The sequence below is a fragment of the Luteimonas colneyensis genome (genome assembly GCF_014836665.1).
Lineage (GTDB): Bacteria > Pseudomonadota > Gammaproteobacteria > Xanthomonadales > Xanthomonadaceae > Luteimonas > Luteimonas colneyensis.
In genome coordinates this window covers 75,350-92,647 of record NZ_JACSQJ010000009.1, presented here as the reverse complement: position 1 = coordinate 92,647, position 17,298 = coordinate 75,350, and the positions used below count along the sequence as shown (strand labels likewise).

Annotated in this window: 20 protein-coding genes; 4 read left to right on the top strand and 16 right to left on the bottom strand. The window is 68.3% G+C overall.

The window, feature by feature from the left end:
* Window positions 1–12: 12 nt before the first annotated feature.
* From H9645_RS13450 to grxD, 9 genes are all read right to left on the bottom strand, one after another.
* Window positions 13–471, bottom strand: coding sequence for a pilus assembly PilX family protein (locus H9645_RS13450; RefSeq protein WP_225218263.1), 459 nt, complete (start codon window positions 469–471; stop codon window positions 13–15).
* A gap of 11 nt (window positions 472–482) precedes the next feature.
* Window positions 483–1,712, bottom strand: a complete 1,230-nt coding sequence (locus tag H9645_RS13445) for a PilW family protein (RefSeq protein ID WP_191730197.1) — start codon at window positions 1,710–1,712, stop codon at window positions 483–485.
* Entirely contained in the window at window positions 1,709–2,182 is a 474-nt protein-coding gene (pilV, locus tag H9645_RS13440) for a type IV pilus modification protein PilV (protein WP_191730196.1), read from the bottom strand. Before pilV ends, H9645_RS13445 begins: the two co-directional genes overlap by 4 nt.
* Window positions 2,179–2,733 (bottom strand): GspH/FimT family pseudopilin, encoded by a 555-nt coding sequence (locus tag H9645_RS13435; protein WP_191730195.1) that lies wholly within the window; start codon window positions 2,731–2,733, stop codon window positions 2,179–2,181. The genes pilV and H9645_RS13435 overlap by 4 nt, the downstream gene beginning before the upstream one ends.
* Window positions 2,734–2,948: 215 nt before the next feature.
* The gene (ppnN, locus tag H9645_RS13430; RefSeq protein WP_191730194.1) at window positions 2,949–4,337 is read right to left on the bottom strand and encodes a nucleotide 5'-monophosphate nucleosidase PpnN; all 1,389 of its coding nucleotides are present in this window, start codon (window positions 4,335–4,337) and stop codon (window positions 2,949–2,951) included.
* Between the two features lie 122 nt (window positions 4,338–4,459).
* Window positions 4,460–7,681: a TonB-dependent receptor gene (locus tag H9645_RS13425; protein ID WP_191730193.1), complete on the bottom strand. Its 3,222-nt coding sequence runs from the start codon at window positions 7,679–7,681 to the stop codon at window positions 4,460–4,462.
* Between the two features lie 156 nt (window positions 7,682–7,837).
* Complete coding sequence (locus H9645_RS13420) at window positions 7,838–8,437, bottom strand: YhgN family NAAT transporter (protein WP_191730192.1); 600 nt, start codon at window positions 8,435–8,437, stop codon at window positions 7,838–7,840.
* The gene (locus tag H9645_RS13415) at window positions 8,434–9,183 is read right to left on the bottom strand and encodes an SDR family NAD(P)-dependent oxidoreductase (protein WP_191730191.1); all 750 of its coding nucleotides are present in this window, start codon (window positions 9,181–9,183) and stop codon (window positions 8,434–8,436) included. The genes H9645_RS13420 and H9645_RS13415 overlap by 4 nt, the downstream gene beginning before the upstream one ends.
* Window positions 9,180–9,506: a Grx4 family monothiol glutaredoxin gene (gene grxD / locus H9645_RS13410; RefSeq protein WP_191730190.1), complete on the bottom strand. Its 327-nt coding sequence runs from the start codon at window positions 9,504–9,506 to the stop codon at window positions 9,180–9,182. The genes H9645_RS13415 and grxD overlap by 4 nt, the downstream gene beginning before the upstream one ends.
* 76 nt (window positions 9,507–9,582) lie before the next feature.
* Between grxD and H9645_RS13405 the strand changes: the two genes are divergently transcribed.
* The gene (locus tag H9645_RS13405; protein WP_191730189.1) at window positions 9,583–10,170 is read left to right on the top strand and encodes a superoxide dismutase; all 588 of its coding nucleotides are present in this window, start codon (window positions 9,583–9,585) and stop codon (window positions 10,168–10,170) included.
* A 66-nt stretch (window positions 10,171–10,236) separates the two neighbouring features.
* Here the strand turns inward: H9645_RS13405 and H9645_RS13400 are convergent, their stop codons facing one another.
* Both H9645_RS13400 and purE read right to left on the bottom strand, forming a co-directional pair.
* Window positions 10,237–11,376, bottom strand: coding sequence for a 5-(carboxyamino)imidazole ribonucleotide synthase (locus H9645_RS13400; protein WP_191730188.1), 1,140 nt, complete (start codon window positions 11,374–11,376; stop codon window positions 10,237–10,239).
* Window positions 11,373–11,879: a 5-(carboxyamino)imidazole ribonucleotide mutase gene (gene purE, locus H9645_RS13395; RefSeq protein WP_191730187.1), complete on the bottom strand. Its 507-nt coding sequence runs from the start codon at window positions 11,877–11,879 to the stop codon at window positions 11,373–11,375. The genes H9645_RS13400 and purE overlap by 4 nt, the downstream gene beginning before the upstream one ends.
* A 58-nt stretch (window positions 11,880–11,937) precedes the next feature.
* Here purE and H9645_RS13390 point away from each other — a divergent pair, with 58 nt between their 5' ends.
* Both H9645_RS13390 and nadC read left to right on the top strand, forming a co-directional pair.
* A complete protein-coding gene (locus tag H9645_RS13390) occupies window positions 11,938–12,207 on the top strand; it encodes a Trm112 family protein (protein WP_191730186.1) in 270 nt (89 codons plus the stop codon).
* Complete coding sequence (nadC, locus tag H9645_RS13385) at window positions 12,204–13,070, top strand: carboxylating nicotinate-nucleotide diphosphorylase (RefSeq protein WP_191730185.1); 867 nt, start codon at window positions 12,204–12,206, stop codon at window positions 13,068–13,070. The genes H9645_RS13390 and nadC overlap by 4 nt, the downstream gene beginning before the upstream one ends.
* Here nadC and H9645_RS13380 read toward each other — a convergent pair.
* Entirely contained in the window at window positions 13,067–13,576 is a 510-nt protein-coding gene (locus tag H9645_RS13380; protein WP_191730184.1) for an FHA domain-containing protein, read from the bottom strand. The genes nadC and H9645_RS13380 overlap by 4 nt on opposite strands.
* Before the next feature lie 81 nt (window positions 13,577–13,657).
* Between H9645_RS13380 and H9645_RS13375 the strand changes: the two genes are divergently transcribed.
* On the top strand, window positions 13,658–13,990 hold the full coding sequence (locus tag H9645_RS13375; protein WP_191730183.1) for a DUF3301 domain-containing protein: 333 nt from the start codon (window positions 13,658–13,660) through the stop codon (window positions 13,988–13,990).
* A gap of 6 nt (window positions 13,991–13,996) precedes the next feature.
* Here H9645_RS13375 and H9645_RS13370 read toward each other — a convergent pair whose 3' ends face one another.
* The 4 genes from H9645_RS13370 to H9645_RS13355 all read right to left on the bottom strand — a co-directional run bounded on the left by H9645_RS13370 (window position 13,997) and on the right by H9645_RS13355 (window position 17,296).
* Window positions 13,997–14,536: a ClpXP protease specificity-enhancing factor gene (locus H9645_RS13370; protein ID WP_191730182.1), complete on the bottom strand. Its 540-nt coding sequence runs from the start codon at window positions 14,534–14,536 to the stop codon at window positions 13,997–13,999.
* Between the two features lie 28 nt (window positions 14,537–14,564).
* Window positions 14,565–15,200 (bottom strand): glutathione S-transferase N-terminal domain-containing protein, encoded by a 636-nt coding sequence (locus tag H9645_RS13365; protein WP_191730225.1) that lies wholly within the window; start codon window positions 15,198–15,200, stop codon window positions 14,565–14,567.
* Window positions 15,201–15,291: 91 nt separating this feature from the next.
* Window positions 15,292–16,044: a cytochrome c1 gene (locus H9645_RS13360; protein ID WP_191730181.1), complete on the bottom strand. Its 753-nt coding sequence runs from the start codon at window positions 16,042–16,044 to the stop codon at window positions 15,292–15,294.
* Window positions 16,037–17,296: a cytochrome b gene (locus tag H9645_RS13355; RefSeq protein WP_191730180.1), complete on the bottom strand. Its 1,260-nt coding sequence runs from the start codon at window positions 17,294–17,296 to the stop codon at window positions 16,037–16,039. The genes H9645_RS13360 and H9645_RS13355 overlap by 8 nt, the downstream gene beginning before the upstream one ends.
* Window positions 17,297–17,298 lie beyond the last annotated feature (2 nt).

Sequence of the window (17,298 nt, the reverse complement as noted above, 5' to 3'; positions counted from 1 at the left end):
TCCTCACGTCGCTCACGGGATGAACACGGTGTCCACCACCGCCTCTGATGACGACAGCAACGGACGGTCCTTCGCGAACGCCGTTACCTGGTAGATCTGATCAGTCCGCTCGGACTCGTCGCTGGGGTAGTCCATACCCCCCCAGGAGAAGCAGAGGTCGAGCCGGCGCACATAAGCAGTCGTGTTGGTCCAGCCCGCGGCGTCATGCACGGTGGTGCAATCCGTCGGTGGAAGCGAGGTGGCCGGAAGCCGCAGCGCCAGCACCTCGTCCTTCAGGCTGGTTTCCTGCGCCCGGGCAGTGCCCTCAGCTCTCTGGAAAGCCAGTTGCGAAGCCTGGTAGTTCGCCGACATGCGTTCCTGCTGACCCGCGACCTGCATGGCCACGATTCCGATCAGTGCAAGCAGGATCAGCATGATGAGCGCGACGTACAGGACCGCGCCCGACTCCGCTCTTCTGGTCTTGTTGATCATGTCCACGTTCATCAGTTTCCGAACAGCCGATTGCGAAGCGCGATGGAGTCTTCGTAAACAGCACGATAGAAGGTGTCCGCCGGAGCATTGACCGTGAGGCCGAGCGTCGAAAGCGGCGGCGCTTCGTCGGCGTTGCGCTGGCCAGCCGCGGCCGCCTCGGCACTGCGCGCAACCAGGCCGATCTGGACCAGGCCAACCCGCCGCCACGCTTCCGGATGACTGGGTCCTGCGAGGGCGTTCGCCATCGTCGCCGACCCGATGTTCCCGGACGGACGGTTGCCTGCGCCGGTGAAGCTGTCCTGGCCGAAACGGAGCTGCATCATCTCGATGCCTTCCACAAGCTCTTCGTTGAAGCTCGTGACGGCACCGGCATCATCGATCGCATGCCTGAGGCGGAACAGCGCCGGAACGCCCTGCCCGTTGAGGCCTACGTAATAGACCAGGCTGTCCGCGCGATAGAGCATGGCCTGGCCAGGAGCAATCGGCAGCGTACCCAGCGGCGTCACGTTCCCGTTCCCGGTCACCACGTCCAGGCGGCCGGAGGCGATGTCGGTGTAGTCGCCCTTGAAGACCGCCGCGCCCATGCAGTCCGCGATTCCGAAGAGTCGTGGTTCAGACACGCCTTCGGTCAGGCGCTGCGCGTGTGAAGGCTCGTACTGCACCACAGCAGGGTCGCCTGCGGTAAAGCTGGTGATCTGCGCGCCAGTGGGCGTGAAGTTGCGCAACACGATGATGTCGCTTCCGACCAGCGGACGCTGCAGGGCCGCGAACAGTGCCGCCGGCATCGCCGGTGCCCATGATCCCGCCGTGGTGGCGACAGTCGGAGTTGCCGGCAGCGTGTAAGTCGCACCCGAACCGGTGCCGGTGGCCTCGTAGGCCTCGATCGGCATGTCAAAGCGAAGGGCATAGCTCAGTCCGGTCGGAGCATAGTTCCCGGCCGCCTGGTCGGCAGCGGAAAGAAACGTCGAGACGAGCGCAGGCCTTGATGGCGTGATGTTCTCGGGCAGGAAACGCGCCTGGTCGTTGACGCATCCCGCGTGACCGGCCATCCGCACGTCGCGCTGAAGCACGTCGAGCGCGAAACGGCCGTTCTCCTGGGTCCTGGCCAGGCCCGTCGAGAGCTGGTACGCAGTCCGGGATGCCGAGAACACCTCGACCAGCCCGAGGATCAGGAGCGCGCCGATCCCGAGCGCGACCAGCAACTCGATCAGGGTGACACCGGTCTCCGCACGCCGCCTCACAGTACCGACTCCAGCACGACATTCGCGCCGCCTGCCAGGGACGGAAGATTGTCCTCCGACCAGTTGATCTGCACGCGAACGCTCGAGCCCGCGATCGTGATCGAGCCATCCGCTTCAGGCCCGAGCGCCTCCTTGACCTCGCACATCCACTGCTCCAGGTTTCTCGCCGCATTGAGCGCACCGCTTCTTTCGCAGCCGGCACTCGGGTCGACGTCCTCGAACTGGCTTTCTTCCACCGCATACGCGACCAGCTCGCTGCGATTGGTTCGCATGGTGTCGATGATGGAGCTGGCGAGATTGATGGCCTTGGTCCTCTGCTCCGCGCTCTTCGTGTAGCGAAGATTCATCGTCTGCAGCAAAGCAAGCCCAAGCAGCCCGACCGCGAGCACCACGAGCGCGATCAACACTTCGATCATCGAGAAGCCACCCTGCCCCCGGCCGCCGCGCCTGATCCTGCCGAAACGGTTCATGGACAATTCCTCCTCAGGCTCTTGGCCTGTCCGACAAGCGTCATTTCAATGACGCGAACGAACTCCTGGCCAGCCGGGCAGTTGTCCGGCACCAGCGTCCAGGCAAGGGGCATATCGGAAGCGATAGGACGGCCACGCGAGTCGAAGCCCAGCGTATCCACCCTGGTCCCGCTCGTATTGGTGAGCGTCAGCGACAGGTTCGCTGGACCATTGACATGGCGGACGATGACGTCAACATCCTCGTCGAATTCGCCATAGCTGTTGCCCGCACTCTCGACGTCCTGCCAGACGAGCCAGCCGTCCGTCCATCTGCCGGAGCAGGTCGCTCCGTCGGTGCTGCCGCAGATCCCTCCACCACGAGTACTGCGCACAGCTTCGGAGCGCGCCAGCGAGAGGCTGGCGATCATCTCGTTGTTCGTTGCCGCCATGCGATTGGATCGCATGGACGACTGGAAGCTGGGAAACCCGATGGCGACCAGGATCGCCAGTATGGCAATCGTCACCAGAAGCTCGACCAGCGTAACTCCGTCGCAGCGCTTGGCCACTTTCATCCTCCCCTAGGCCGTTACAGCCTCGCCCCTCCCCCGCTCGCCGGCAAGCCACGCCGGACGAGCGGTCGAATCATGACCTTGAGCGTCACCATTGGCGAGCATCCGCCGCGCGGTATGTGACTGTGTTCGCGCTGGGGAGGGGGCGACGGCACATTCTGAAAACGCGCAGGACGCAACAAGGCTCGGCGCGTCCAACCCCGACCGGGTCGGTCAGATCAGGTCACCACCTCATAACAGGGCCGGTACTCGCCCGAAATCTTCATCCTCCGCTGCTCCACGAACGCCCGCAGCAGCGCATCCAGCGACTCCATCATGTCCTGGTCGCCCCGGATCCGGAACGGCCCGAACGCCTCGATCCGGCGCATCCCGTCCTCCTTCACGTTCCCCGCCACGATCCCCGAGAACGCCCGCCGCAGGTCCGCGGCCAGCTCATGCGGCTTCCGCCCGTGGTGCAGGTCCAGCCCCGCCATCGCCTCGTGCGTCGGCACGAACGGCTGCTGGAACGGCAGCGGGATGTCCAGGCCCCAGTTGAAGTAGAACGAGTCCTTGTTCTGGATCCTCGCCTCGCGCACGCGCTTGACGCCCGCGGCCATGGCGCGCGCAACGGCCTGCGGGTCGCCGACGATGATCTCGTAGCGCGAGGCGGCGGCGTCGCCCAGGGTCAGGCGGATGAAGCGGTCGATCTGCTCGAAGTACGGCGCCGAGGAGACGGGACCGGTCAGGATCAGCGGGAACGGCAGCGCTGCGTTTTCCTCGCGCAGCAGCAGGCCGAGGAGGTACAGGATCTCCTCGGCGGTGCCGACGCCGCCCGGGAACACGATGATGCCGTGGCCGATGCGGACGAAGGCCTCGAGGCGCTTCTCGATGTCCGGCATGATCACCAGCTGGTTGACGATCGGGTTCGGGCTTTCGGCGGCGATGATGCCGGGCTCGGTGATGCCGATGTAGCGCGGGCGGCGCTGGCGCTGCTTGGCGTGCGCGATGTTGGCGCCCTTCATCGGGCCCTTCATGGCACCCGGGCCGCAGCCGGTGCAGATGTCGAGGCCGCGCAGGCCGAGCTCGTAGCCCACCAGCTTGGTGTACTCGTATTCGACGCGGCTGATGGAATGGCCGCCCCAGCACACCACGAGGTTGGGATCGGACGGGTGCAGCAGGCGCGCGTTGCGCAGCAGGCCGAACACGGCGTTGGTGATGCCGGCCGAGGATTCCAGGTCGGCGGCGTATTCGGGGCCGAGCTCAATGGCCATGTAGGCCAGGTCGCGCACGGTGGCGAACAGCAGCTCGGCCACGCCGCGGATGATCTCGCCGTCGACGAAGGCCATCGCCGGCGCAGCCTTGAGCTCGATGCGCAGGCCGCGGTCCTGCTGCAGCACCTGGATGTCGAAGTCGGGGTACATCTCCTGGGCAGCGCGCGGGTCGTCGTTGGCGCTGCCGCTGGTCAGCACCGCCAGCGCGCAGCGGCGCAGCAGGTCGTGCAGACCGCCGGAGGAGGCGTCCTTCAGGCGCGCCACCTCCTCGCGGGACAGGATGTCGAGGCCGCCGCGCGGGTAGATGCGGGCGTCGACGGTCGGGAGGGTGGCCTCGGGCCGGGTGGCGATGGTCATCTGCGGTCTCTTCTTCTTGTTCTTGTCGTGTTTTCGGGCCAGCGACTCTAGCGCAACGGGGCCCCGGAACGGAAACGGCCGGGGCAAGCCCGGCCGTTCCGTTTGACGCGTGTGGTACTGGATCAGAACTTGTACTTCAGGCTCAGCATGACCGACCAGCGCGAGACGGCGGTGTTGATGCCGTCACCGTTGTTCTCCTGGATACCGGAGTTGTCGGTCGAACCGGTGAAGTTGTAGACGTACTTGCCGGTCTCCGGGTCGATACCCGCGTAGTTGGCCACGCGGCGGGTGGAGTAGAACCCGTAGTCGTCGATCAGGCCCCAGTCCTTATTGATCAGGTTGCCCACGTTCATGATGTCCAAGGCGATTTCCGCCTTGTGGCCGTCGAAGAACATCGGGATTTCCTGGCTCACGCGGACGTCGAAGCTGTTGGTCCAGCCGGCGCGGAAGGCGTTGGCCGGGGCCACCTGGCCGCGGAAGGCATTCAGCTCGGGAGCATTGGTTTCCATCCACTCGAAGAAGGCCTGCTCCATCGCGGCGCCACCGGTCCACAGCACGTCACCCGGACCATTCGGAACGTAGAACAGGTCGTTCGTGGTGGCGCTGTCACCGTTGATGTCGTTGTAGTAGATGTAGCTGAACGGACGACCCGAGCGACCTTCGTAGAACAGGCCGGCGGTGGTCATGTTGTCGCCGAAGAACGCCTTCTGCCAGGTCAGGGCCGCGGTGAAGCGGTCCTTGATGGCATAACGCGAGTTGTGCCCGATCGGCTCATTGGTATTGAAGACGAGCGTGTTGTTCCAGTTCGACGAGTTCTGCGAGCTCGTCGCCGGGCTGAACTCCGTGGCGTCGGTGTAGGTGTAGCCCACGGTCCAGGCCCACTGGTCGACCATCGGCTTGGACAGCGCCAGAGTCAGCTGGCGGGCCGAGCCCTTGTCGGTGTTGCGGATCACGATGGCCTGATCGACATCGGGATGCTTGTTGGCACGGTTCGCTGCGCCGCCGCTGCCGTTGGTCATGCCGAAGCGGCCGGAGTTGGCGGGATCCAGGCCAGCCTCGTTCCAGTACAGCATGCGTCCATCCTGACCCTGGAAGGTCGGGGAACCGACGTCGATACGGTCGAACCACAGCGCGTTCTTGTTCTTGGTCACCAGCAGCTCGGCCGAAGCCACGATGCCGTACCACGGCAGCTCATGGTCGAACGCCAGGTTGGCCTTCCAGATCGAAGGCAGGGCCAGACCCGGCTCCATGATGTCGGCAATGATCCGGGCCGGGGCCGCATCACCGGTCGGAACCGCCGGCGGCACCGTGACGTTGAACTCCGGGATTTCATCACCGCGGGAACGGTTGAGGCTGTAGCTGTCGAAGTTCAGGCCGGTGTTCTGGAACGGGCCGGCCAGCCAGACGTTCGGGTTGCCACCCTGGAACAGGCCGACGCCGCCGCGCAGCTGGGTCGGGCGCTCGCTGTCGAAGGTGTAGTTGAAGCCGAAGCGCGGCTGCCACAGCTTCTTGTCGAGGGTCACGCTGTTGTCGAGGCCGTAGATTTCCTCGATGCGCGGGTTGTAGATCGGCGAGTCGCCGAACTCGGGCATGTCGACGCGGACGCCGAACATCAGGCTCAGGTTGTAGTTCACCGCCCAGGTGTCCTGCACGAACAGGCCCAGGTTCTCGAACTGGTACGCGGCCGGGATGTCCGAACGGCTGCCACCCGGACGCGGGGCGCGTAGGTCGTAGCGCAGCGCGTTGCCTGCCTCGAAGTCTTCCAGGCTGTCGAACGTCCACACGCCGTTGAGGTCACGGCCGTAGAAGTTGAGGATGTCGTTGTCCTCGTAGTCGAAGCCGAACTTCAGGGTGTGGTCGCCCACGTACCAGGTGCCGGCGCCGAAGAACGTGGTCTGCTTGGTGTCGACGACGTTGACGTGGCGGTTGCGCTCGGTGCCGAGGTTGATGCTGTCCTGGCCGGCGCCGACGTTGTTGATGAAGATCGTCGGCAGGTCGGCGTAGGTCGAGGCGACCGAGGAGTAGTCGCGCTGCGAGACCTTGAACTCGGTCGAGAAGTTGTCGCTCCAGTCGCTGAACAGCTCGGCGACGGTGCTCTCGAAGGTCTTGTTCTGGTCGTACCAGTAGCTCGACAGCGAGATGCTGCTGCTGCCGAAGCCGACCAGCTTCGGCACCACTTCCTCGGTCTTGCTGTAGCGCAGGGCCGCACGGTGGTTGTCGTTGATGTTCCAGTCGAGCTTGACCGCGTACTCCTCGATGTCGGTCTCGGAGATGCTGGGCGGGTTCAGGCTGCCCGGATCGAAGCCGAAGCGGTTGGCGGCCGCGATCACGCGCTGCACGTCGGCATCGGTGATGTCACCGTCGCCGTACGGGGTGCCGGACAGGCTGGTGCCCGGACGCTCGCGCTTGAACTGCTCGTAGTTGGCGAAGAAGAACAGGCGGTCCTTGATGATCGGGCCACCCAGGGTGAAGCCGTAGGTCTCTTCCTTGTTGAAGCCGGCGAAGTCGACGCCGCGCAGCTCGTCGCGCACCCAGTCACCGTCGCGGACGGTGTAGTAGGCGCTGCCGTGGAATTCGTTGGTACCCGACTTGGTCACGGCGTTGACCACCGCGCCGGTGCCACCGGAGATGGTGGTGTCGTAGTTGGCCAGGTCGATCTGGATTTCCTCGATCGCGTCCATGGAGACCGGCTGGCGCTCGGTCGGCATGTTGTTGGCCTCGAGGCCGAACGGGTCGGAGTTGCTGACGCCGTCGATGCGGATCACGTTGAAGCGCGAGTTCTGGCCACCGGCCGAGATCGAGCCGTCGGCCTTGCTGACCTGCGAGATGCGCGGGTCGAGGCGGATGTAGTCCTGGATGTTGCGCGACGCCGAAGGCAGGGCCTCGATGGTGTCGTTGTTGAGGTTGGTGCCGGTGCCCATCTTGGTGGCACTGAAGATCTCGGAGCCGCCGGCCACGCCGACCGCGGTCACGGTGGCGAGCGTGGTGACGTCGCCGGTGAGCTGGGCGTTGACGGTGTTGGCGGCGTTCAGGCCGAGGAACACGTTGTCCTCGGTCTTGGTGCCGGCGCCGGCCTTGGTGATGGTGATCTCGTACGGACCGCCCACGCGCAGGCCGCGGGCGCTGTAGCGGCCGCTGGCGTCGGTGGTCACGCGGCTGGTGGTACCCGACTCGACGTGGACGATGGTGACTTCTGCATTGGTGACCGGCTGCCCGTCGCTTCCGATGACGACACCGCCCACGCCTGCGGACGTGGCGCTCTGGGCGAAGACGGGTGCGGCGGCAAGCGCGGCGATCAGGCCGAGCGAAAGTTTCGACACACGGAATGCGTTGCGACGGGTCATGGCTGGACTCTTGGCAAGGAAAAACGGAAACCGCGCCGACAGGCACGGACGGACGATGTCGTTTGGTGGTTCCCACTCACGCCGCGACCGCCTGGCGGCAGCGGTTAACAACAGATTAACACATTAGCCGCCGCATATGACAGCCGCATGACGGTTTCACGCCGGGGTCAGGGAGCCCAGGTAGCCGGCCACCCCGTCCATCAGCATCTGCACGGAAATGGCGACCAGCAGCATGCCCATCAGGCGCTCGACGGCGGTCAGGGCGCGGGCCCCGAGGAGGCGGTAGAGGTAGGGGGCGCAGAACAGGATGGCCGCGGTGGCGCCCCAGGCCACGCCCAGGGCCAGGCTCCATTCCCAGAGCCGCTCGGGCTCCCGGCTGCCCATCAGCATCACCGCGGCCATGCCGGACGGGCCGGCGACCAGCGGGACGGCCAGCGGCACGATGAAGGGCTCGCCCCCTGGCAGCTCGCCCATCAGGCCCTCGGGGGGCGGGAAGATCATGCGGATGCCGATCAGGAACAGCACGATACCGCCGGCGATCGACACCGACTCCTGGCGCAGGTGCATGACCTCGAGGGCGTACTTGCCCACCCACAGGAAGACCATCAGCACGCCGAGCGCGATCAGCAGCTCGCGCGCCAGCACGACCCGCTGCCGCTTCGGCGGCAGGTGGCGCAGGATGCTGAGGAACACCGGGATGTTGCCCAGCGGGTCCAGGATCAGGAACAGCAGCAGGGCGGCGGAGACGACGGTCATGGCGAGGGCGCCCAGGCCTGGCCGCGATGCGCGGCGCCGGCGGATGACAGGAGCGTGACGCAGGCCCCGGCCGCCGCCGCCGGATCGCGGGCGCGGCGGTCATCGTCCGAGACGTGCGAGCGCGCGCGCAGCGGCGTGCGCATCGGCCCCGGACGGAGACCGTGGAAGCGGACGGGCCCGGTGCCGTGCTCGGCGTGCAGGGTGTCGAGCAGGGCGCGCTGGCCGTGCTGGGCGATGCCGTAGGCGCCGCGGTAGGCGGGCGCGCCCTCGTCGTCGAGGACGAACACGACCGGGGCATCCGGCGCCTGACGCAGCAGCGGCAGGCAGGCCCGGGTCAGCCACCAGCGCGCGGTGAGGTCGACGTGCAGCGCGCGCGCGAACTGGCCGGGATCGGTGTGCTCGAGCGGCGTCAGCCCGGGGAACTCGGCGGCGCAGTGCAGCAGGCCGTCCAGGCGCCCCAGCTGGGCGCCGATGCGGTCGGCCAGCTCGACGTGGTCGCCGTAGTCCGCCCCGGACAGGTCGAAGGGGTAGTTGACCGGCTCCGGCAACCCGGCCGGGTCGCGCGCGATCGCGTCGTAGACCCGGTTGAGCTTCGGGACCTTGCGGCCCAGCAGCACCACGGTGGCACCCGCCCGCGCGCAGGCGTGCGCGGCGGCGGCGCCCAGGCCTCCGTGGGCCCCGGTCACCAGGACCACGCGCCCGGCCAGTACGGCCGGCGCGCCTGCGGCGGCCGCGGTCGCGCTCACGCCTGCTGCGTCTCCGCGACCATGCGCGCGAGCTCGCCCGACTCGAACAGCTCCATGGTGATGTCGCAGCCGCCGATCAGCTCGCCGTTGATGAAGAGCTGGGGGAAGGTCGGCCAGTTCGAGACGCGCGGAAGGTTGGCGCGGACCTCGGGATCTTCCAGCACGTTGACGCTGTGCAGGGTCGCCATGTCGGCGCCGGCCTCGCGCAGCGCGCCCACGGTGCGGCTGGAGAAGCCGCACATCGGGAACTGCGGCGTCCCCTTCATGAAAAGGACGATGGGATGGCCGGAAATCTCGGCCTGGATGCGTTCAATGATGGCCATGCTGGCTCCGGCGTGTCTGGCGGCGTGGCATGGGGGCCACGCGGCGCGCGAGGGGGATCGCGCTATTGTAGCGTCCATGGCCATTGAACTTGCCGCCCTGCCCTGGGACCGCACCGCGCTCGAGCCGCACGTGTCCGGCGACACCCTCGACCTCCACCACGGCCGCCACCACCGCGCCCACGTCGACGCGGTCAACGCGCTGGCGCCCGCGGCCGGCATGGGCTCGGCCACGCTGGAAGAGCTGGTGCGCGGCGCCCAGGGTGCCCTGCAGGCGCACGCGGCCCAGGCCTGGAACCTGGAGTTCCAGTGGCGCTGCCTGAAACCCGCGGCCGCGGGCGGCGGTGGCGAGCCGCAGGGCGCCCTGGCCGAGGCCATCGTGCGCCGCTTCGGTGACATCGCGCGCTTCCGCAAGCGCTTCGCGGCCATGGCCACGGGATTGCAGGGTTCGGGCTGGATCTGGCTGCTGCAGCGGCCCGATGCGTCGGTGTCGCTGGCGGTGACCGCCAATACGTCCTCGCCGATCACCGGCGACGACCGCCCGCTGCTCGGCCTCAGCCTCTGGGAGCACGCCTACCTGCTCGACTACCGCGAAGCCCGCGGGCGCTACGTCGAAGCCGTCTGGAACGTGGTCGACTGGGGATTCGTCGCGTCGAACCACCGCTGAGCCGCCCACGTATCGGAACCGTCCCGCGACGCCCTGCGGAGAGACGGACTCTGCGGTTGCACCGGATCAGCCCAGCCGGGCGATGACCGGCGCGACCTGCGCCTCGCGGCCCAGCGCGGCACCCACGCGGCCCAGGGCATCGGCCAGGGCCTCGTCGCTGTCCGCGCGCAGGGTCGCATGGCCCACCTTGCGGCCTTCCCGCGAGGTCTTGCCGTAGTCGTGCCAGTGGCCGCCGGGCTCGGCGAGCACGGCGGCCGCGTCCGGCATCCGTCCGATCCAGTTGAGCATGCAGCTGCGCCCGAGCGGGCGCGTGTCGCCCAGCGGCAACCCCAGCACGGCACGCAGGTGGTTGGCGAACTGGGACGTCTCGGCCCCTTCGATCGTCCAGTGGCCGGAGTTGTGCACGCGAGGCGCCAGCTCGTTGGCCAGCAGCCCGCCGTCGCGGCAGAACAGCTCCAGCGCGAACACGCCGACGTAGTCCAGGGCCTCTGCCAGGGCGCGGGCGTATCCCACCGCCTGCGCCTCGAGCGCGGGATCCACGCGTGCCGGCGCGAGGCTGGCCGAAAGCACGCCGTCGACGTGCCAGTTCTCGGTCAGCGGCCAGGTGCGGAATTCGCCATCGCGGCCGCGCACGGCCACCACGCTCAGCTCGCGCTCGAAGGGCACGAAGGCCTCGAGGATCAGCCCTCCGCTGGCGGCCTGTCCGCCCAGCGCCTCCCAGGCCGCACCGGCGTCGCCGGCCGCGCGGATCCGGAACTGGCCCTTGCCGTCGTAGCCGAGGCGGCGGGTCTTGAGGATGCAGGGCACGCCCAGCTTCGCGATCGCCGCCTCCAGGTCCTCCGGCGTGTCCACCGCCACGTAGCCAGGCACCGGGATGCCGAGCTCGCCGAACAGCGTCTTCTCCGCCAGCCGGTCCTGGCTGGTGCCCAGCGCGCGCGGATCGGGAAACATCGGCACCCGCTCGCTCAGCCACTGCGCGGACCCGGCCGGCACGTTCTCGAAGTCGAAGGTGGCGATGTCGATGGCGGAGGCGAACTCCGCCAGGGCCGCGTGATCGCGATAGTCGCCCACCACCAGCGGCGCGAACTGGCCGGCGCAGGCCTCGGCGCTGGTGTCCATCACCGAGAAGCGCAGGCCCAGCGGCGCGCCCGCGAGGGCCATCATGCGCGCCAGCTGGCCGCCGCCGAGGATGCCGACGGTGGTCACAGGCGCGGGTCGTCGTTGACGGCGACGTCCTCGGTCTGGCGCCTGCGGAAGGCATCAAGCGCGGCGGCGACTTTCGCGTCGCCCGCGGCCGCGAGCTGCGCGGCGGCGAACAGCGCCGCGTTGGCCGCACCGGCGTTGCCGATCGCGAAGGTCGCCACCGGTACGCCGGCCGGCATCTGCACGATCGACAGCAGCGAGTCCAGGCCGTTGAGCGCCTTCGACTGCACCGGCACGCCCAGCACCGGCAGCGCGGTCTTCGAGGCGAGCATGCCCGGCAGGTGCGCGGCGCCGCCGGCGCCGGCGATGATCGCCTTCAGGCCGCGGCCGCGCGCGGTGGCGGCGTACTCGAACAGGACGTCCGGCGTGCGGTGCGCCGACACGACGCGGACCTCGTGCGCGACGCCGAGCTCATCGAGCTTCTGCGCCGCGTGCTGCATGGTGTCCCAGTCGGAGCGCGAGCCCATCACGATGCCGACGACGGGCGGGCTGGTGGTGGCGGTCATGGCCGTCCCCTGTGGCAAAGACGTATTCTAGCGATCCCTCGCGCCGACCGTACCCGCCATGGACCGCAAGCTGCTCGACATCCTCGTCTGCCCCACCAGCCGCCAGCCGCTGGCCCTGCTGGAGCCTGCCGGGCTGGAGGCGCTGAACCGGGCCATCGCCGCCGGCGGCGTGACGCGCGGCGACGACGCGCCACAGGCCGAGCCGCTGCGCGAAGCCCTGGTCACCCGCGACCGCCGCACCGTGTACCGCGTGGACGACGGCATCCCGGTCCTGCTCGCCGAGGAGGCGATCGCGACCGCGCAGGTCGAAGGCTTCACCGGCGCATGAGCGCGGGCGAGGCCGGATTCGCCCCGCCACCCGCCGACCAGGTCGACGCGGACATCAGGCGCGCGCTGGCCGAGGACCTGGGCGCTGGCGACGTCACCGCCGCCCTGCTCCCCGACGCCCCCGAGTCCGCGTACCTGCTCTGCAAGGAAGACGCGGTGGCCTGTGGCCGGCCCTGGTTCGACGCCTGCCACCGCGCCCTCGACCCCGGGGTGCGGATCGATTGGCGCGTGGCCGAAGGCGATCGCGTCCGCGCAGGCACCGTGCTGGCCATCCTCGAGGGCCGTACCCGCGCCCTGGTCAGCGCCGAACGCAGCTCGCTGAACTTCATGCAGACCCTCTCCGGCACCGCCACCGCGACCGCCGCCCATGTCGAGGCCGTGCGCGGGACCCGCGCGCGCATCCTCGACACGCGCAAGACCCTGCCTGGACTGCGCGTGGCGCAGAAGTACGCCGTGCGCGTCGGCGGCGGCGACAACCACCGCATGGGCCTTTACGACGCGGTGATGCTGAAGGAGAACCATGTCCGCGCCGCCGGTTCGATCGGCGCCGCGATCGCCGCCGCGCGCGCCAGCCAGCCGCACCTGCCGCTGATCGTGGAGGTCGAGACCCTGGACGAACTGCGCGCGGCGCTCGACGCGGGTTGCGACCGCATCCTGGTCGACGATTTCGACGCCGCGACGCGTCGCGAAGCGGTGCGCATCGCGGCCGGGCGCATCCCGCTGGAAGTGTCCGGTGGCGTCGACCTCGCCTCGCTGCGCGCGATCGCCGAGGACGGCGTCGACTGCATCTCGATCGGCGGGCTGACCAAGCACGTCCGCGCGGTGGACCTCTCGCTGAAGCTGGGTCCGGCTCCGGCCGCCTAGCGCAGCAGCAGGACCGCCGCCGTGCCCAGCACGCCCAGCGCGGTGAACCACCACCCGCGCGACACGCCGCGCTTCCGGGCCGGCGCGCTCCGCGCCGTTGGCGCATCCGATGCCGTCGCCACGCCTGGTGCCACCACCCGGAACCTCAGCACGTCGATGCCGAGCTCGTCGCCATGGCGTGCCCACGCGCGCTGCTGCGGCACCTCGTTGAGCAGCCAGCCGTTGGTCGAGCCCAGGTCTTCCACCAGCAGGCCCTCCGCCGTCGGCGTCAGCCGCAGGTGTTCCCGCGACACGCCCGGGTGGTCGAGATGGATGCCGCAGTCGGCCGCACGTCCCAGCATCGTCGGCCCGACCAGGGGAAAGGTGCGCCCGAAGCCCGCGCCGCTCACGCCGCGCAGCACGAATCGCGGCAGCGCGGGCCTGACCACCGTCGCGGCGACGTGGCCGCGCCCATCCTGCGGCTCGGGTGAAGCGGTGGCCGGCTCGGCACGGAGTTGGGTGTTCATGCGGATAGAAACTGCGACGTCCTGCGTGAAGCCCACGCAAAGGCTTGCCCAAACCACGGGTTGGCCCCAGATTGCCGGACCATGCCCAGTCTGATCCTGCTCATGATAGCCGGCGCCCTCGCTTATGCGTGGTGGAATGCCGCGCGTGCCGCCAGCGAACACGCGATCCAGGTCGGCCACTCCGCCTGCCGCGCCGCGGGCGTGCAGCTGCTCGACCAGACCGTGCACGCCGTGGGCCTGCGACTGCGACGCCGCGACGACGGCCGCCTCGGCCTGGAGCGCAGCTTCCGATTCGAGTATTCGCACGACGGCATGGACCGGCAGCGCGGGCGCATGGTGTTCCATGGCACGCGCCTGGTGTCGTTCACCGGCCCTGCGCCGGCGGTGGCGTCCGGCCTGCTCGGCGAGGACTGAGCGGGCCTACTTCACGACGCGAAGATGCGCACCGCGCCTGGGGGCCGGCCCGCCGTCGTCGTCGTCGCCGCCGTCCCCGTCACTGTCTCCGTCCGCGCCCTGGTCGTCGCTGATGCCGCCGGGCACCACGCCGAGCACGACCTCGCCCGTCGACTCCGCGCCGCTGCCGCCTTCCGAATCGGCCACTTCGTCACCCTCGCCGGTGTCGGCCGCCAGCCCCTGGTCTTCGGGCAGCGCCATGCCCTGTCCGGTCTCGCGCGCGTAGATGGCGAGCACGGCGGCAATGGGCACCTGCACCGGGTGGCTGACCCCGCCGAAGCGCGCGGTGAAGCTCACCGCTTCGTTGTCCATGGCCAGGCGCGCGACCGCACGCTCGGCCACGTTGAGGACCACGCGGCCCTCCTTGACGGTGTGCGCGGGCACGCGCACGCCCGGACGGGTCGCGTCCACCAGAAGGTGGGGCGTCATCCCGTTGTCCACGATCCATTCGTACAGCGCCCGCAGGAGATAGGGGCGATGGCTGGTCATCCGGGAAGCATCGTTCATGCCCGGATTCTAGCGCGGGACGGCGACTTCAGGCCGGAAGCTCCCGCAGGTTGCGCTCCTGCGGAGTGAGGCTGCGCGTGAATCCCGGGTTGCGGAAGATGCGGTTGCCGTAGTCCTCGATCGCCTTGCCGTCCTTGGGCAGCGGCACGCCCAGGGCCTCGAGGCGCCAGATGATCGGCGCCATGGCGCAGTCGGCCAGGCTCATCTCGGAATTGAGGAAGAACTTGTAGGCCTTGAACAAAGGCACCGAGGTGGCGACGAGCTCCTTCAGGCGCTTGCGCGCGGCATCGGCGTTGGCCTTGGTGCCGGTCTGGATGGCGCGGACTTCCGGCACCCAGTCGTGTTCCAGTCGCAGCATCGCCAGCCGCAGCCGGGCGCGCGAAAGCGGGTCGACGGGCATCAGCGGCGGATGCGGGTAGCGCTCGTCCAGGTATTCGGTGACGACGCTCGCGGCGTACAGCACCAGGTCGCGCTCGACCAGGGTCGGCACCGAGTGGTACGGGTTGAGGTCGATCAGGTCTTCCGGCGGGTCCTTGGGGTCGACCGTAATCAGGTCGTAGGTGACGCCCTTGGCCGCGAGCACCAGCCGCACCCGGTGGCAGAGGACGTCGTCGGCCGAGGAAAAGAGCGTGAGTGCATTACGCATGCGCGGACTCGCTGCCATCATCGAACAACTCTCCCGCGGCCGGAATCCGCCAGCCGCATTGGCGCCGCCCGCCCCTCGCGGACGGCTGCCCGGTTCCCTGCAGTCGCCGTCAGTGGACGTCCTTCCAGTATTCCTTCTTCAGCAGCCATGCCAGGAAGGTGAAGAACGCCAGGAACAGCATCACCCACACGCCCAGCGCCTCGCGCTTGGTCGCGATCGGCTCGCCCGCGTACTCGAGGAACGCGGTGATGTCACGCGCGGCCTGGTCGAACTGCGGACCGTCCATGCTGCCCGGCTGGGCGACTTCGAGGCGGTCGATGGTCGGCTCGCCGGTGGCGGCGTCGGTGCTGCCGTAGACCGGGCGCTGCACGCCCTGCATCTCCCACAGCACGTTCGGCATCGAGGCGTTCGGGAACACCGTGTTGTTCCAGCCCAGCGGGCGCTCCTCGTCGATGTAGAACGACTTGAGGTAGCTGTAGATCCAGTCGCCGCCACGCACGCGCGAGGTCAGGCTGAGGTCCGGCGGCACGGTGCCGAACCACTCCGCCGCGCCTTCGGCCGGCATGGCGGTGAGGATCTGCTCGCCGAACTTGGCGCCGGTGAAGTTGAGGTTCTCCATGACCTCCTCCTCGGTCAGCCCCAGGTCCTCGGCCATGCGCGAATAGCGCAGGTACTTGAGGGAGTGGCAGGACGAGCAGTAGTTCATGAACAGCTGGGCGCCACGCTGCAGCGAGGCCTTGTCGCCCAGGTCGGTACCGGCGTGCTGCAGCGGGCCGCCCGAGGCGGCCAGGGCGGAGAACGAGAGCAGCATGGAGGCCGCGAAGGCCGCGACGCGGGTGATCAGGGTCATGGGCTTAGTCATGCGTCGTCACCCGCTCCGGAACCGGCTTGGTCTTGTCGATCGCCGTCCACAACGGCATGGTCAGGAAGAACAGGAAGTAGAACGCGGTCAGGAAGCGGCCGACGATGGTCTCGACCGGATCCGTGCCCGGGCCGGCACCGATCTTGCCCAGCCAGATGAAGGTGATCGCGAACAGGCCCAGCAGCACCTTGGACATCAGGCCGCGGTAGCGATAGGACTTGACCTTCGCGCGGTCCAGCCACGGCACCAGGAACAGGATCGCGATCGCGCCGAACATGACCAGGACGCCGCCGAGCTTGTTCGGGACCACGCGCAGCATCGCGTAATAGGGCGTGTAGTACCACACCGGCTTGATGTGCTGGGGCGTCACCAGGCGGTTGGCCTCGGTGAAGTTGTCATGCTCCAGGAACCAGCCGCCGAAGGCCGGTGCGAAGAAGATGATGAAGGCCGCGATCATCAGGAAGAAGCCGACGTAGAAAGTGTCCTTCACCGTGTAGTACGGGTGGAAGGGGACGCCATCGGCAGGCGCGGTCGGCGACCAGCGATTGCCCTTCGGGCCCTTCTTGATCTCGACGCCGTCGGGGTTGTTCGAACCGACCTCGTGCAGCGCGAAGATATGCAGCACCACCAGCAGCAGCAGCACCAGCGGCAGCGCGATCACGTGCAGGGCGAAGAAGCGGTTCAGCGTGGCGTCGCTGGGCAGGTAGTCGCCCATGATCCACTCGACCAGGCCGTTGCCGATCACCGGGATGGCGCCGAACAGCGAGATGATCACCTTCGCGCCCCAGAACGACATCTGGCCCCAGGGCAGCACGTAGCCCAGGAAGGCCTCGGCCATCAGCACCAGGTAGATCAGCATGCCGAGGATCCACACAAGCTCGCGCGGCTTCTGGTAGCTGCCGTACATGAGCCCGCGGAACATGTGGATGTAGACCACGATGAAGAACAGCGAGGCGCCGGTGGAATGCATGTACCGGATCAGCCAGCCCCACTCCACGTCGCGCATGATGTACTCGACCGAGGCGAAGGCCTCGGCGGCGGACGGCTTGTAGTGCATCGTCAGGAAGATGCCGGTGACGATCTGGTTGGCCAGCACCACGATCGACAGCACGCCGAAGATGTACCAGATGTTGAAGTTCTTCGGCGCGTAGTACTCGGACATGTGCTTCCGGTACACGGGCATCATGCCCGGTGCGCGCTCGTTGACCCAGTCCGCCACCGTGTTGGCGGTACGCACGATCAGGTTCGACATGG